14 protein-coding genes and 1 tRNA gene are annotated in these 14,423 nt (G+C 59.1%); 5 read left to right on the top strand and 10 right to left on the bottom strand.

Translation table 11 applies throughout. The features are described 5' to 3' along the window. Positions 1-26: 26 nt before the first annotated feature. Together PRI8871_RS06820 and PRI8871_RS06815 are read right to left on the bottom strand one after the other, a co-directional pair. Positions 27-1,397 carry a site-specific integrase gene (locus PRI8871_RS06820; protein WP_108885442.1) on the bottom strand — a complete coding sequence of 457 codons (1,371 nt, stop codon included), beginning with the start codon at positions 1,395-1,397 and terminating at the stop codon, positions 27-29. A gap of 93 nt (positions 1,398-1,490) precedes the next feature. Beyond that, positions 1,491-1,577 (bottom strand) — tRNA-Leu (locus tag PRI8871_RS06815). 144 nt (positions 1,578-1,721) lie between these two features. Here PRI8871_RS06815 and PRI8871_RS06810 point away from each other — a divergent pair. Beyond that, positions 1,722-2,711 carry a complex I NDUFA9 subunit family protein gene (locus PRI8871_RS06810; protein WP_108885441.1) on the top strand — a complete coding sequence of 330 codons (990 nt, stop codon included), beginning with the start codon at positions 1,722-1,724 and terminating at the stop codon, positions 2,709-2,711. Between the two features lie 195 nt (positions 2,712-2,906). Further along, on the top strand, positions 2,907-3,311 hold the full coding sequence (locus PRI8871_RS06805) for a YbaN family protein (protein WP_108885440.1): 405 nt from the start codon (positions 2,907-2,909) through the stop codon (positions 3,309-3,311). Here PRI8871_RS06805 and PRI8871_RS06800 read toward each other — a convergent pair. Next, positions 3,308-5,197 (bottom strand): bifunctional sugar phosphate isomerase/epimerase/4-hydroxyphenylpyruvate dioxygenase family protein, encoded by a 1,890-nt coding sequence (locus tag PRI8871_RS06800; protein ID WP_108885439.1) that lies wholly within the window; start codon positions 5,195-5,197, stop codon positions 3,308-3,310. The genes PRI8871_RS06805 and PRI8871_RS06800 overlap by 4 nt on opposite strands. Positions 5,198-5,295: 98 nt before the next feature. Here PRI8871_RS06800 and PRI8871_RS06795 point away from each other — a divergent pair, with 98 nt between their 5' ends. Further along, on the top strand, positions 5,296-5,961 hold the full coding sequence (locus PRI8871_RS06795; protein WP_108885886.1) for a TetR/AcrR family transcriptional regulator: 666 nt from the start codon (positions 5,296-5,298) through the stop codon (positions 5,959-5,961). On the opposite strand, the gene pobA is transcribed toward PRI8871_RS06795, so the two are convergent. Beyond that, complete coding sequence (gene pobA / locus PRI8871_RS06790) at positions 5,958-7,130, bottom strand: 4-hydroxybenzoate 3-monooxygenase (protein WP_108885438.1); 1,173 nt, start codon at positions 7,128-7,130, stop codon at positions 5,958-5,960. The two genes, PRI8871_RS06795 and pobA, sit on opposite strands and share 4 nt — an antisense overlap. Positions 7,131-7,231: 101 nt before the next feature. Between pobA and PRI8871_RS06785 the strand changes: the two genes are divergently transcribed. Beyond that, positions 7,232-8,074, top strand: coding sequence for a helix-turn-helix domain-containing protein (locus PRI8871_RS06785; protein WP_181389399.1), 843 nt, complete (start codon positions 7,232-7,234; stop codon positions 8,072-8,074). Here PRI8871_RS06785 and PRI8871_RS06780 read toward each other — a convergent pair. From PRI8871_RS06780 to PRI8871_RS06755, 6 genes are all read right to left on the bottom strand, one after another. Next, on the bottom strand, positions 8,071-8,919 hold the full coding sequence (locus PRI8871_RS06780; RefSeq protein ID WP_108885437.1) for a class III extradiol dioxygenase family protein: 849 nt from the start codon (positions 8,917-8,919) through the stop codon (positions 8,071-8,073). The two genes, PRI8871_RS06785 and PRI8871_RS06780, sit on opposite strands and share 4 nt — an antisense overlap. A 12-nt stretch (positions 8,920-8,931) precedes the next feature. After that, positions 8,932-9,291 carry a protocatechuate 4,5-dioxygenase subunit alpha gene (locus PRI8871_RS06775; protein ID WP_108885436.1) on the bottom strand — a complete coding sequence of 120 codons (360 nt, stop codon included), beginning with the start codon at positions 9,289-9,291 and terminating at the stop codon, positions 8,932-8,934. 259 nt (positions 9,292-9,550) lie between these two features. Beyond that, positions 9,551-10,441 (bottom strand): amidohydrolase family protein, encoded by an 891-nt coding sequence (locus PRI8871_RS06770; RefSeq protein WP_245897790.1) that lies wholly within the window; start codon positions 10,439-10,441, stop codon positions 9,551-9,553. A 4-nt stretch (positions 10,442-10,445) separates the two neighbouring features. Continuing rightward, complete coding sequence (locus PRI8871_RS06765) at positions 10,446-11,501, bottom strand: 4-oxalomesaconate tautomerase (protein ID WP_108885435.1); 1,056 nt, start codon at positions 11,499-11,501, stop codon at positions 10,446-10,448. Positions 11,502-11,597: 96 nt separating this feature from the next. Then, complete coding sequence (locus PRI8871_RS06760) at positions 11,598-12,290, bottom strand: 4-carboxy-4-hydroxy-2-oxoadipate aldolase/oxaloacetate decarboxylase (RefSeq protein ID WP_108885434.1); 693 nt, start codon at positions 12,288-12,290, stop codon at positions 11,598-11,600. After that, the gene (locus PRI8871_RS06755; protein ID WP_108885433.1) at positions 12,287-13,024 is read right to left on the bottom strand and encodes a PIG-L deacetylase family protein; all 738 of its coding nucleotides are present in this window, start codon (positions 13,022-13,024) and stop codon (positions 12,287-12,289) included. Before PRI8871_RS06755 ends, PRI8871_RS06760 begins: the two co-directional genes overlap by 4 nt. 137 nt (positions 13,025-13,161) lie before the next feature. Here PRI8871_RS06755 and PRI8871_RS06750 point away from each other — a divergent pair, with 137 nt between their 5' ends. Further along, positions 13,162-14,406, top strand: a complete 1,245-nt coding sequence (locus tag PRI8871_RS06750) for a LysR family transcriptional regulator (RefSeq protein WP_108885432.1) — start codon at positions 13,162-13,164, stop codon at positions 14,404-14,406. Positions 14,407-14,423: the final 17 nt, after the last annotated feature.

Genomic DNA, 14,423 nt, shown 5'->3' with positions numbered 1-14,423 from the left:
AACGCTAATAGAGACTTTTGTGTTTTTCAATCTTTAGTTGTTATCTTTGCAGCCACCTCACGGCGAATAGGGTGCCATCGCCTTGACCAGTGCATCCCGCTTCTTTCGCCGCCGTAGGAGGCATCCTGCCCAGCGCCGTAAGAGTGACCCTCAATAGACTTCGCAGTCTCAGGGAAAATCTCTGCGGCCCTCATGCGGTTTTTCATGTTGTGGCGCAACGAATATGCGGTGTGTTTGGTGTCCTTGGTGAAGCGCCTCAGACGCGATTGGAGGGCGCTGGACAGGCGATCCATTCCCCCCGCAGAGGCATAGCGCTGGAAAGCGAACTCGCCTCTGTGCGGCCCGCTGTGTGCGTCCTGTGCTGCTTTCAATGCCAAGCCAACCAAAGGGATCTTGCGTTCCGACCAAGTGGTCTTCAACGTCCGGTCCTCATGAAGTTGGATCACCAAGTGCGGGATTGGGTCGTCCAAGACGATTTCGTTTCGACGCAGCATTCGGATTTCACTTGGCCGTGCGCCTGTGTGATCCAAAAGGGTCCAAATTTGCCAAAGATCAGGCTTGGCCTTCAACGTTTCGTACATTGAGCGAATGACATCATCGGGCAAAGCCTCTCGCTCTTTCTGGCGAGACGTTACCTTTTTGGGCATCTTAACGCCTTTGAACGGGTTTTCGCCGCCCGCATCCAGTTCACTAATCGCAAAACTGATTACCGCGCTAATATCGTTCCTCTCCCTTGTCACCGTCGATGGTGACACGCCTTGCTGTAGGCGGCGATCACGCCAAGCCCGTGCATCTTGGCGGGTCAGTTCGGACACCAGCTTGTCTCGCCCAATCACGCCTATGAGATTCCGCTCACTTCGACGGAACCTCGCTTCCTGCTTCTTTCGCTGCTCCGGGATCGGCTTCGCATTCTCTTCTAGGTAAACCTTGAAGGCATCCGTAATGGTAGGTTCGGGCAATTCGACGGGAACGCCCTCAAGCAAAGCACCTGCCACCGCGCCAACCTCAGCTGGTACGTTCAGGAACTCCCCCGTGTCCGAATCTTGATATGGGTCCAACATTCGGTCAGCAACAAAAGACCGCCAAGTGTGCTCGTTGTCGTCGCGGCCTTTCGAGTGAGGGTCCGCTCCCCAGACCTTTAGAAAAGCCACCAACGCCTTTTGCTCTTCTGCCGGAGACTTCGAAGTTACACCAACCTTGGCCAACTGAACGATGTGTTCAATCTCTTGATGGTATTGGCCGTATAGGGTGATGGATTCTTGAAAGGTTCTTCCAAGGACACGATTGAACTCTGCTCGACCAATCATAGTCACTAGGGCCGCTGGAACCCGACGGCGATAGAAGTATTTGTTCCGAACCGCATCTAACTTAAGGTACTTCACGGTCAAGTTCCGCATCAAATCACCTGCTTTGTGTAAGCAAGCGTGTATGCAATGGCGTTATAAGGGGTAGAAAAACCTATAAATCTCAACAAGTTAGTCGAAGATTTATGGTGCCCAGAAGAGGACTCGAACCTCCACGTCCTTACGGACACTAGCACCTGAAGCTAGCGCGTCTACCAATTCCGCCATCTGGGCACGGGTTGGTGAAGCGAGCGTTTAAAGTTGCCGGAGGGGAGTGTCAACGGGATTCCACAACTTTTTTCGCGCGACAATCCAATCTCTTGTTCACAACCAGTTTGAGGGCTATTCAGGGGCCAACAAACGCTAGGAGTGTTCACGATGTCCAAGCTCGTAACCATTTATGGCGGCTCCGGCTTTGTCGGCCGTTATATCGCGCGCCGCATGGCCAAGGAAGGCTGGCGCGTGCGCATTGCCACACGCCGTCCGAATGAGGCGCTGTTCGTAAAGCCGTATGGCGCCGTCGGCCAGGTTGAGCCTGTGTTCTGCAACATCCGCGACGACGCCAGTGTTGCCGCCGTGATGCGGGGCGCGGATGCCGTCGTGAACTGCGTTGGCACCTTCGACGCCAAAGGCAAGAACAACTTCGACGCCATCCAGAACGAAGGCGCGGCGCGGATCGCACGTCTGGCGGCAGAAAACGGCGTTGCCAATCTGGTGCACCTGTCGGCCATCGGCGCGGATGTTGCCGCCGAGAGCCAGTACGCCAAGACCAAGGGCGAAGGCGAAGCGGCCATTCTGGCGGCCTTCCCCGGCGCTGTTATCCTGCGCCCCTCGGTGATCTTCGGCCCCGAAGACGGGTTCTTCAACCGTTTTGCCTCGATGTCGCGGCTTGGTCCGGTTCTGCCGCTGGTTGGCGGCGCGACCAAATTCCAGCCGGTCTATGTGGATGACGTGGCCAAGGCTGCGGTCAAAGGCATTCTGGGTCAGGCCGAGGCAGGCATCTATGAGCTGGGCGGGCCCGATGCGGCCAGCCTGTCGGAACTGATCGGCGAGATGCTGACCACGATCCGCCGTCGCCGCGCTGTTCCGAACCTGCCGTTCTTTATTGGCGGCATCATGGCGTGGTCGCTGGATCTGGCGCAGACGCTGACGGGCGGGCTGTTCACCAACGGCATTCTGACCCGCGATCAGCTAAAGCAGCTGCGCCACGACAACGTTGTGACCGGCAACACCAAGACACTGGCTGATCTTGGGATCGAACCTGTGGCGATGAACGCGGTTCTGGACAGCTACCTTTGGCGGTTCCGTCCGACGGGCCAGTACGACGCGATCAAAGAATCCGCAGCCAATCTGCGCACGCACGGCTGATCTTGGCCGAACGCCTGAAGTGTCAAACCCGCGCCTTTTCATGAGGCGCGGGTTTTTCTTTGGCACCTGTCGGAATTGTAGGCCACCTTTGGCCATTGCCCTGACCAATGGCACAAATCCACGGCAAAAATACCCGCTGGCATTGAATTTGCTTCGGTGCGGGATAGACTTTGTCCCGCGTCGCTGGAGATCATCATGAACCGTTGGATCGCCTTTCTGCCCACACTGGAATTCAGCCTTCGCCGCGCCTTTTGGTTCACACTAGGGGCGGTGGCGCTGATCCTTGGGGCAATCGGCGTGGTTCTGCCGGTCTTGCCAACCACCCCGTTCGTGATCCTAGCCGCCTTCTGCTTTGGTCGCAGCGTCCCGGCCTTGCAGATCTGGTTGGAGAACACACAAACCTTTGGCCCGTTGATCGCGGATTGGCGCGAACATGGGGCCATCGCCCCGCGCATCAAAGCGCTGGCGGTGGCGATGATGGTGTCAGCCTTTGGGCTGAGCCTGGCGATGGGGATGTCGGCCAAGGTTCTGACGATCCAAGGCCTGTGCTTGCTAGCGGCGGCAACCTACGTGCTGACCCGCCCGAACGGCCCGCTTTAGGCTTTGGGGATGCCCTTGGCGCGCTGATCGCGTTTTTGCGCGGCCACACGGAACGGCGCGTTCGGGCCGCCATAACCATCGTACCCTGCGACCCGCTGGATGATCTCAAAGAACATGCCTTCGCCAAAGGTCCGGGAATAGACCTGATAGAAGGCGCCGTTTTCATCCATATCGAACAGGATGCTGCCTGCTTTCATCTTTGCCAGCTCGTCCTCATCAATGTCGAATCGGGCGGCCAGATCGTCATAGTAGTTGTCCGAGATCTTCAGCGGCTCAAACCCGAAGCGGCGCAGCGACTGTGACGTGGCAAAGATATCATCCGTGGCAAAGGCGACGTGCTGCACCGCCGATCCATAGCTGTCGGCAAGGTGACGGCCCGCAAAGGTGCGATGCGATTCGGCCCCGTTCAGCGTCAGGCGGAAATTCCCGCCCGGCCCTTGGATCGCCTGACTGCGCACCAGCCCGTCCGGGTCAACCACATCGACCATGGGCGAACGCTTGGTATCGAAGATCGAGGTGTAGAACAGCGACCAAGACAGCATCTCGTCGTAGTTCATGGTCTGCGCCAGATGGTCGATGCGCTTCAAACCCGCCGAGGCACGGCCCGCCGGTGCCACGGCGTTGAACTCGGTCGTCCAGATCTGGCTGAGGTCGGGCGAAGAATCGATGAAGTGCATGACGCTGCCGCCCACACCGCGCACCGCAGGCACCGGCAATTCACCCGGCCCGATAGGCTGCGAAAACGGCTCGGCGCCCATGGCTTCGGCGCGTTCGCGCGTGGCCTCGGCATCGGTGACTTGCAGACCAACGTCGCAAACCGACGTGCCGTGCATCACAAATGCGCTATGGGCAAAACCGGTCGGGTCAGTGTTGATGACAATTCGGATATCGCCCTGTTCCCAGACCGAAACTGCCTTGGCGATGTGCTGGCGCGCGTGCTGAAAGCCCATGCTGCGCAGCAGGTTCCCAAGACGTTCAGACCCGGCAGTATCGGTGGTAAATTCGATAAACGCGACGCCATCACAGACCACAGGCGCGGGCAGGGAAGGGCCGGGGATTTTGAGCGCGGGTTCGGCGCGGCGCACCTGATCCATCAGGTTGACCAAGGACCGGTGCCCATCGACCGCAACCAAACGCGGCGTGCCGCCCCGGAACTGGTCATTGAAAATCTCAAGGCTAATCGGGCCAGAATAACCCGTCGCCATCACCGCCCGCATAAAGCCGGTGACGTCCAAATCGCCCTCACCCGGCATATTGCGGAAGTGGCGCGACCAATACAGCAGATCCATGTCGATCTTGGGGGCATCGCCGAGTTGAACAAAGAAGATCTTATCGCCGGGAATGCTGCGGATCGTATTCGGGTCGATGTTGCGCGACAGCGTGTGGAAGCTATCCAAGATCAGGCCCGCGTTCGGGTGATTGACACGGCGCACAATCTCCCATGCGTCGCGATGGTCGGACACATGCCGCCCCCATGCCAGCGCCTCATAGCCAATGCGCAGATCGCGCGTGGCGGCGATTTCGGCCAGCTCGCGCAGATCGTCGGCGGCGCGATCAATCCCGCCAAGCGCCTGCGGATGCGTGTTGGAACAGATCAACACCAAGTCCGCGCCCATTTGCGTCATCAGATCGAATTTGCGCTTGGCCCGGTCAAAGGCCTTGCGGCGCATCGGGTCTGGCAGGCCTTCGAAGTCGCGGAAGGGCTGGAACAGCGTGATTTCCAAACCGATATCACGGACCAGATTCCCAACGTCGGCGGGCGATCCGTCATAGGCCACGAAGTCCTGCTCAAAAATCTCAACCCCATCGAACCCGGCGGCGGCGATGGTTTCAAGCTTTTCGCGAAGGTTTCCCGGAACAGTTACCGTAGCAATCGAGGTCTTCATGGCAGGGCCTCCAAATGTTCGACGCGGTACAAAGGTAGTCACTATTGAACGATCTGGTTAAATTTGTCAATCTGCGCCCGACTCTTGAAAGATCCGCCATGACCGAACCGCAGCGCAAAACATCTTGGAAACAAGACCCGGACGCCGTGCGTCAGGACATTCTGAGCGTGGCCATCCGCGAATTCGGCGAACATGGCCTGTCTGGTGCCCGCGTCGATGAAATCGCCCGCAAGACGCGCACGTCCAAGCGGATGATTTACTACTATTTCGTCGACAAAGAGGGCCTCTATCAGAATGCCTTGCAGCGTGAATATGACCGACTGCGCGATGACCGCGCCGCGCTCAAGCTGGATGCCCTGCCCCCGATTGAGGCGTTGCGGAAGCTGACAGAGTTCATGTTCGACTGGCACCGGGTCAATCTGGATTTCGTGCGGATGGTCGTGATTGAAAACGCCCTTGGTGCACGCCATCTGAGGCAGTCCAAAACCATGGATGGGCGCGGCGCGGCGGTGACTGGCCCCTTGCAAGACCTTCTGACGCGCGGAGTGGACGAAGGTGTGTTCCGCACCGGTGTCGATCCAGTGATCCTGCACATGACGATGACCGGCGTCAGCTTTTACAACACATCCAACCGCCACACCTTCCCGCTCATCTTCGGGGAAGAGGTCCGCTCAGATGCGCAACAGGGCGCCCTGAGGGACGCCCTGGTTCGTATGGTGTTCGGCCTTGTTCTGAAACCCAAGGCCTTTGCCAAAACCGTTTAGAACGGCAAACCGACGTAGTTTTCCGCCAGCGAGCTTTGCGCCGCCTCGGACGAGAACAGGTACTCCATCTCGATCTCTTGCAGGCGCTGATCGTATTCGATGTTGTCGGGGAAGGTGTGCAGCATGGTGGTCATCCACCAGCTAAAGCGCTGCGCCTTCCAAACGCGGGCCAAGGCCTTTTGCGAATACTGTTCCAGACCGGTGTCATCGCCGTTCAGGTAGTGATCCATCATCGCGTGGTACAGATAGTAGATGTCCGACGCGGCCGAGTTCAGGCCACGTGCGCCCGTCGGCGGCACGATATGCGCGGCGTCGCCAGCCAGGAACAGATTGCCATAGCGCATCGGTTCGGCCACGAAGCTGCGCAGCGGGGCGATGGATTTTTCGATCGACGGGCCAGTTTCCAGGCGGCCCGCAACCTCGGTCGGCAGGCGGCGCTTGAGTTCGTCCCAGAAGGCATCGTCCGACCAGTCTTCGACGTTATCGGTCAGCGGCACCTGAATGTAGTAACGGCTAAGCACTTGGCTGCGCAGCGAACACAGGGCAAAGCCGCGGTCGTGCTTGGCATAGATCAACTCATCGTTCACCGGCTTTGTGCGCGACAGAACACCCAGCCAGCCGAACGGGTACACCTTTTCGTATTCTTTCAGAACATCCGCCGGGATCGACTTGCGGCTGACCCCATGGAAGCCATCGGCGCCGATGACATAGTCACAGTCGATGCGCTTAACCTCGTCACCTTGGCGGTAGGTCACATGCGGTTTGTCGGCCTTCAGATCGTGCAGCTTCACGTCCTCGACATTGTGAATGACGATGCCATTCATCTTGTCGCGAGCTTCATAGAGATCACGGGTCAGTTCGGTTTGGCCGTACACCACAACCGAGTTGCCGCCGGAATACTTGTGCAGGTCCACGCGATCCATGATGCCGTCATGGGCGATATAAAAGCCTTCGTGGATCTCGCCTTCGCGGTCCATCCTCTCGCCGCACTCGGCTTCGCGCATCAGCTTGGCAAAGCCATGCTCCAACACGCCCGCGCGGATACGGCCCAGCACGTATTCACGGCTTTGTCGCTCCAGAACGATGGTCTCAATACCTTTGAGGTGCAGCAACTGCGACAGCATCAAGCCCGATGGGCCACCGCCGATAATGCAAACTTGGGTTTTCATGTAAAACTCCTCCATGTTTTTGCCAACCTACGCGGGGCAGGCCAAATTGGAATGGATGGAGTCGCCAGAGTTTTGTACAAATCGAACATGGAGGCGGCGCGATGACCACGATTCAAACCTACAATCTGTTCGGCGAGGTGGGCGATCTGCCTGACGTTGTGCATTGCGAAACGATCGAGGCGCGATCGCGCCTGCACGACTGGGAATTCGCGCCACACCGCCACGCGCGATTGCATCAGGTTCTTCTACTGCAATGCGGATCGGGCCGGATGACGATGGACGGCGAACCGCTGGATTTAGGCGAAAACAGTGTCGTGAACGTGCCAATGGGCTGCGTTCACGGCTTCAACTTCACCCCCGGCACCACGGGGCATGTTGTAACGCTGCCCGTGGAAATCCTTGATGTGGTGCTGCATCCGGCGGAAGGCTTGCGGCAAGTGTTGGCCCGCCCCGCCGTGGTATCCGCCCGGCCAAACGTGGTGAACACCATCGAACAGATCAGCATCAACTTCGCCCGCCGCGACTTTGCCCGCGCGCAGGTTTTACGTTCTTTGACCGGATTGCTTCTTGGACAGATCGCACGAGATTTGGCAGGCGATCAATCGCCCGCTGAACAGGGCCAAGACCTTCTCGCCCGCTTCCAATCCCTGCTCGAAAAGCACTACCGCGATCATTGGACGGTGGCCGATTACGCCAAGGCTTTGGCCAAAACGCCGACCCATCTGTCGCGCCTCACACGCACGGCCACGGGCCAACCCGCAACGGCCCTGATCGAAGAACGTCTGATCCGCGAGGCGCGGCGCAACTTAGTCTATACCAACCTGCCAGTGTCCACGATTGCCTATGAATTGGGGTTCAAAGACCCGGCCTATTTCAGCCGGGTGTTCACGCGGGCGACAGGAATGCCGCCCAGCGCGTTTCGGTCAAAATCCGCGCGCCCTTAGGCGGCGCATTCCAGCAGCAAGGTGCCAGCGGCGGTGTTCGAGATCGGAATATGATAGTTCCGCGTGATCTCGGTCACGTTGTCGCCCAGCGCACCGCGCATCATCATCCACATCAGGAACTCGGTGCCCTGTGCGCCTGCCTTCTCCACCAGCTCCATACGGGTGATCTTGGTCAGCTCTTCGGGGTTCGAAACGATGTTCTCAAGGCAATATTGGTCGAACTCTTTGTTGATGAAGCCCGCACGCTCGCCGTCCAACTGGTGGCTAAGGCCACCGGTGCCAAGGATCACGATCTTCGCATCCTCAGGGAACGAACGCAGCGCCTTGCCCAAGGCCTTACCGAAATCCAGCGCACGCTTCAGCGTGGGGATCGGGTGCTGCACGGTATTGGCCGAGATCGGCACAGCGCGCGGCATATCGGGGTTGTTCGGCGCCCCCGGCCAGAACAGCTGCATCGGCACGACAAACCCGTGATCGACCGCCAGCTCCTGGCACGAGGTGATGTCAAACTCATCCGATACCATCGACTCAATGATATGCCAGCTCAGTTCCGGCGCACCGGGGAACGGATCAAGCGAGGGCAGGCCCCAGCCTTCATCTTCGTTGCGATACTCATGCGCCGCACCGATCGCAAAGGTCGGCATCCGGTCAAGAAAGAAGCCAAGGCCGTGATCGTTGTAGATGTTGATCACATAGTCGGGCTTGGTGTCTTTGATCCACTGGTGAACCTTGGGATAGCCATCGAAGAACGGCTTCCAATAGGGATCATCATACAGTTCTTTTTGAATTGCGTTGCCCACCGCCGGAATATGCGAGGTGGTGATACCGCCTAGAATTTTCGCCATGGTCCGCTCTCCTCACGCTTGGCTTTGCAGGAAGTCTTGGAATTCCTCGGTGGTGCGGCCGGTTTGCAGCCCGCCCACGTCCTGCACCGACAGTTTGAATATGCCGGCGAACTTGGCGAGGTAATAGATATTGCCCCCCGCGTTGATCATGCCCAGCACGTCGCGATTGCGGCAGGCCGTCTTTTGTTCGTCGTTCAGGCCGTACTTCTCCATCCAGCCTTCTTCATCGGCCTTAAAGCCTTCGCGGTTCTCGGCTTTGTTGAAGTCGTAACACATCTTGTTCAGCGCATAGCCTTTCATCGCCTGCTTGCCGTCAAAGATCGTCGTGCCCGGAATCTCGATATGATAGTGGTGTCCAGGTAGGTCTGTCATTGTGTCCTCCTACTTTCTGAACGCTTTGTGCAACGCGCTGAAAGACGCGGGTTTGACATAGATCAAGTCCCCCCTGCCCCGCGCATATAACGAATAGATGTGACGGAAAACTTATACTAAACCAGACCGACCTTCGCGGAATTGCCCATATAAACATGGCCATTCTCAGGATAATGCAAAAAGGGCCGCGCCCTGGCGCAGCCCTTTCCAAGCAATTGTGAATACAAATCTGATGGCCCCACAGGCGCTTTCGGAGACCTCAGCGCGCCCAGTAAAGGCGCATCGGGTTGTCCACCAGCAGCTTCTTCTGCTGCTCTGCCGTCCGCGCAATCCTGGGGATGTAATCCACCAGCGCGCCATCGTCCGGCATATGCGTTTTCATGTTCGGATGCGGCCAATCGGTGCCCCACAACACGCGATCATCAAAGCGATCCACGATAGCCTGATAGAACGGCACCACATCGTCATAGGGGTATCCGGCTTTGGTCAAACGCTCAGGGCAGGTGACCTTCGACCAAATGGTCGGCACGTCTTCCATCAGCTGGATAAAGCGCTGAAAATCGGGGTGATCCACGCCCTTGGTCACGTCCGGGCGACCCATGTGATCAACAACGATGGTCGTCGGCAACTGCTTCAGGAAAGGCGTCAATTCCTCAAGATCGGCGGCTTCGAAATAGACCACGATGTGCCAATCCAGCTTGGCGATCTTCTCGGCGATGCCAAGAAACACCTCTTTCGGCGTCGCATCAACCAAACGCTTGACGAAGTTGAACCGAACACCGCGAACCCCGGCTTCGTCCATATCGCGCAGCTCGTCCATGGTGATATCGGGGCCAACGCTGGCAATCCCGCGCGCCTTGTCACCAGCAGTACGGCAAGCATCCACCATCGCGCGGTTGTCCTTACCGTGGCAAGTCGCCTGAACGATCACGTTCTTGTCGAAGCCAAGGAAATCGCGCAGCGCATAAAGCTTGTCCTTGCCCGCATTGCAGGGCGTGTACTTCCGCTCGGGCGCATAAGGGAATTCCGGCGACGGGCCAAACACGTGGCAATGCGCATCCACCGCGCCTTTGGGCAGGATGAAATCCGGCTTCTTGGGGTTGGGGTGGAATTCCAGCCAATCGGCATCCATCACTTGTACTTCGGTCATCGTCTTACTCCGCAAAAACCACGCCATCCATCAGCTTGCGCGCTGTGCGCAAAATGGCGGCCGAGGTCGGGGTTCCAGTTTCATCCAGCTTGGCGATGACAGTCATCTCGCCCGTGGGGTGTTCAATCGCAAGGCTGCGCGTATCGCCCTCGCCCACAACGGCCATCTCAGCCGCGGGCGAGCCCTTGAGCAAACAGGCCGTCGCCACAGACACTGCGCCCAACACGCCAATCGTCTTGTGGCAGCGATGCGGAATGAACGTCCGCGTGCCAATCGCGCCGCCGCCCTTCGGGGCGCTGACCATCGTCATCTTCGGCACCGATTTCTTCTCGACATCGCCAAGGTTCATCATCGGCCCGCACGCCAGACGGATCGCCTCAAGCTTGGCACGCAGCGGCGCGTTCGCCTCAAGCTCTTCGGGCGTCTCATCGCCCGAAATGCCCATATCAGCGGCCCGCATCACCACGCAGGGCATACCATTGTCGATCATCGTCACCTCGACGCCCTCGACAACATCCACCGCATTCCCCGTCGGCAACAGCGCCCCGCAGGACGACCCCGCCGTATCGCGAAACTCGATCGGCACAGCGGCTGAACTGCCCGGCACGCCGTCGATCTTGGCCTCGCCCTTATAGCGCACCACACCGCCCGGTGTCTGAACCTCGGCCACCGCCACTTGGCCCGTGTTTTCCATATAAATCGTCACGGGCGTCACATCGCCCTTGGCCTGAACCAACCCGCGCTCAATCGCAAAGGGGCCAATCCCTGCCAGAATATTCCCGCAATTCTGCGCATCGGTGATGATCGGCTGATCCACGAAGGCCTGCAAGAACAGGTAATCCACGTCCACGCCCGCGCGCTCTGACGCTTTGACCACCGCAATCTTTGAGGTCAGCGGATCAGCCCCGCCCATCCCGTCGATCTGACGAATATCAGGCGAGCCCATCATCCCAAGCAAAATCGCATCCCGCGCCGCGACATCTTCAGGCAAATCTTGGGCCAGAAAATATCCGCCCTTTGAGGTGCCGCCCCGCATCCACATACACCGAATACCGGCCATCCCAGCCTCCTTTTCATCTTTCCCCCAAATACCTCTGGGGGGTGTGGGGGGCAAAGCCCCCCACCCGGTCGGATCGCGCCAGCGATCCGAACCCAATCAGATGTACTTCAGGCCTTTCTCGGCCAGACGCCCACGCATGTTGTAGATATCAAGGCCCAATTCACCCTTCGCCATCCGAACGCGCTTGTCCTCTTCATTGGCTTCACGCTTCTGCGCTTTGGCCAAGACATCTTCCGCCTCTTCGCGGCGCACAACACAGACACCGTCATCATCGGCAACGATGATATCGCCTGCATTGATCAGCTCATTGGCGCAAACGATCGGTACGTTGACCGATCCCAGCGTCTCTTTCACCGTGCCTTGGGCATAGATCGCCTTGGACCACACCGGGAAATTCATCTCGGTCAGATCCATCACGTCGCGCACACCTGCGTCGATGATCAAGCCCTTCACACCGCGCGATTGCGCGGATGTCGCCAGCAAGTCGCCGAAATAGCCATCCTCACAAGGCGAGGTCGGCGCCAGAACAAGGATATCGCCCGCCTGACACTGTTCGATGCTGACATGCACCATCCAGTTGTCATTCGGCGGCGCTGAGATGGTCACAGCCGAAGCCGCCAGACGCGTGCCGCGATAGATCGGGCGCATGTAGCTGGCCAGCAGGCCCTTGCGGCCCTGCGCTTCGTGCACAGTGGCCACACCGCATTTGCCCAAGGCTTCGACAACGGCGGGGTCGGCGCGTTCGATGTTTTGAACGACCACGCCCGCTTTTCCGATCAAACTGCTCATTCCAGTTCGTCCACGGTACGCGGGAAGATGGTCTGGAAGCCTTCGGCGTAACGGCTGTCACGGCCGCCCGACTGCCCGCCCGAGTTGCGGCGGAAGTGGTTGCCACGGTTCTCAGCGACGTTCTTGTAGAAGCGCCACAGGTGCTCTTGGCCCTGCATGCACTGGATCGCGGCCCATTTCTTGTCCCAAACCGGGGTGATGTCGAGGAAGACCGACGGCTTCCATTCCATCTGCTCGGTCTGGTGCGGCTCGAACAGATACAGCTGCGGTGCGCCCAGAACTTTCTGGCCGGGGTTGTGGCCCCATGCCTGCGCGACCATGCGGGCCTCCAGCGCGAAGTCGGTGGTGCGCATGTGGTCGGTGTTATAGGGATCCCACTTCGAGTGCGAGAACATGAACTTGGGCTGCACTTCGCGGATGATATCAACCATCTGGTCCAGCGTTTCGCGACCCAGATCCAGCGGATAGTCGCCACGGTCAAGGAAGCGGATGTCGTTCACACCCAGCGCGGCGGCAGCATTTTCAGCCTCGACGCGGCGTGCGGTTTTCACCTTGTCCAGCGTCATGCCTTCCTGCTTCCACAGTTTCGCGCTTTCGCCGCGCTCACCGTAGGACAGGCAGACAACGGTCACTTCGTAGCCCTTGGCCTGATGCAGGGCGATGGCACCACCGGCACGCCAGACGAAGTCGGCGGAATGGGCACTGATGACGAGGGCGGTTTTCTTGTCGCTCATGGGGTCCACTTATGTCTTGGAACGGGCCGAACGGCCCTTTGAGGTTCGCGGGGAACATGGCGCAAGAGGCTGCGCTTGCCTATTTCGAATGAGGGTTCTAGCATAATTTTTGGCTATACCACCTACCCGGAGTCCTCATGCTGCGCATCCCGAACATCCGCCATATGCGCGTCTTTCTGGTGGCCGTTCAGACAGGCTCAATTTCGCTGGCCGCGCAGGAATGCCACCTGTCGCAGCCTGCCGCCTCGCAGGCCATTGCGGGCCTAGAGGCCGAGGTCGGCGCGCAGCTATTGGTCCGGCGCACCCGCGATCTGGTGCCGACGCCCTGCGGCGCAATGTTCGTCCGGCGGGTTGAAGCCGCCTTGCAACATCTGCGCTTTGGCGCACGCGGCGCGCAGCGGGCCGCCACCGGCGAGGCCCGGAAACGCGCCCATCCCTTCGACACACAAATGACGGCGGCGCAGCTTCGCGCCCTGATCGCAATCGCCAACACCGGCAGCTTTACGGTCGCCGCCATGCAGCTTGGCCTGTCGCAACCCACCGTCCACCGCGCCGCCCGCAATCTTGAGGCGCTGGCCGCCGTGCCCCTATTCACCGCCACCGCTGTCGGTGTTGAACTGACCGCATCCGCGCAAGCGCTGGTGCTGGGGGCCAAGCTGGCGCATTCGGAAATTCGCCAAGGCATTGAGGAAATCGGCACCGAACTTGGCCAAGATCGCGGCACCATCAACCTTGGCAGCATGCCTTTGGCCCGGACGTCCATCGTGCCGCGCGCGGTTCATGACTTTGTGCAATCGACCGAAGGCGCACAGGTTCGGGTCGTCGATGGCCGTTACCCGCAGCTGCTGCGCAGTCTGCGCGAAGGCGATCTGGACCTGCTGATTGGCGCGATGCGCAGCCCCTGCCCCGCCGAAGATGTGGTGCAGGAAACCCTATTTCACGACGATCTGGCAATCGTCGCCCGCCCCCAACACCCGCTGTTCCGCAAGGCTGAGGTCACGCTGGACGACACGCTAAACTATCCTTGGGTCGCGCCGCCCCGCGAAACACCGGCTGGGCAATACCTGTACGAAACACTGCGCATCCACGAACGCGCGGTCACGCCGGTGCGGGTTGTCTCATCCTCGCTGGTGTTTCTGCGCGGCACGCTGGCGCTTGGGGATTACATCACCATCATCTCACGTCACCAGATCAGCGTCGAAGAGGGTTTGGGCAAAATCCTACCCCTGCCCATCCGCCTAGAAGGCAACGCCCGCGCAATTGGTCTGACCTACCGGAGCAATTGGCGCCCCACCGCGACACAGAAGGATTTCATTGAAAAACTTCGCCGGGTCGCACTGGCCAGTCAGCGGGTCGAGGATGTGCCAAATGCAGCGGTATAGAATAATCCAATACTAGG

It is taken from the genome of Pseudoprimorskyibacter insulae, assembly GCF_900302505.1.
Classification (GTDB): Bacteria; Pseudomonadota; Alphaproteobacteria; order Rhodobacterales; family Rhodobacteraceae; genus Pseudoprimorskyibacter; species Pseudoprimorskyibacter insulae.
This window is presented reverse-complemented; position numbering and strand designations above follow the sequence as displayed.

Bases quoted from the DNA above. Each gene is read 5' to 3' on its own strand.
- pobA (WP_108885438.1), bottom strand. From the start codon at position 7,130: ATGAAAACCCAAGTTTGCATTATCGGCGGTGGCCCATCGGGCTTGATG.
- PRI8871_RS06820 (WP_108885442.1), bottom strand. From the start codon at position 1,397: ATGCGGAACTTGACCGTGAAGTACCTTAAGTTAGATGCGGTTCGGAAC.
- PRI8871_RS06805 (WP_108885440.1), top strand. From the start codon at position 2,907: ATGAACCGTTGGATCGCCTTTCTGCCCACACTGGAATTCAGCCTTCGC.
- PRI8871_RS06755 (WP_108885433.1), bottom strand. From the start codon at position 13,024: ATGAGCGACAAGAAAACCGCCCTCGTCATCAGTGCCCATTCCGCCGAC.
- PRI8871_RS06780 (WP_108885437.1), bottom strand. From the start codon at position 8,919: ATGGCGAAAATTCTAGGCGGTATCACCACCTCGCATATTCCGGCGGTG.
- PRI8871_RS06795 (WP_108885886.1), top strand. From the start codon at position 5,296: ATGACCGAACCGCAGCGCAAAACATCTTGGAAACAAGACCCGGACGCC.
- PRI8871_RS06810 (WP_108885441.1), top strand. From the start codon at position 1,722: ATGTCCAAGCTCGTAACCATTTATGGCGGCTCCGGCTTTGTCGGCCGT.
- PRI8871_RS06800 (WP_108885439.1), bottom strand. From the start codon at position 5,197: ATGAAGACCTCGATTGCTACGGTAACTGTTCCGGGAAACCTTCGCGAA.
- PRI8871_RS06775 (WP_108885436.1), bottom strand. From the start codon at position 9,291: ATGACAGACCTACCTGGACACCACTATCATATCGAGATTCCGGGCACG.
- PRI8871_RS06770 (WP_245897790.1), bottom strand. From the start codon at position 10,441: ATGACCGAAGTACAAGTGATGGATGCCGATTGGCTGGAATTCCACCCC.
- PRI8871_RS06760 (WP_108885434.1), bottom strand. From the start codon at position 12,290: ATGAGCAGTTTGATCGGAAAAGCGGGCGTGGTCGTTCAAAACATCGAA.
- PRI8871_RS06765 (WP_108885435.1), bottom strand. From the start codon at position 11,501: ATGGCCGGTATTCGGTGTATGTGGATGCGGGGCGGCACCTCAAAGGGC.
- PRI8871_RS06785 (WP_181389399.1), top strand. From the start codon at position 7,232: ATGACCACGATTCAAACCTACAATCTGTTCGGCGAGGTGGGCGATCTG.
- PRI8871_RS06750 (WP_108885432.1), top strand. From the start codon at position 13,162: ATGCTGCGCATCCCGAACATCCGCCATATGCGCGTCTTTCTGGTGGCC.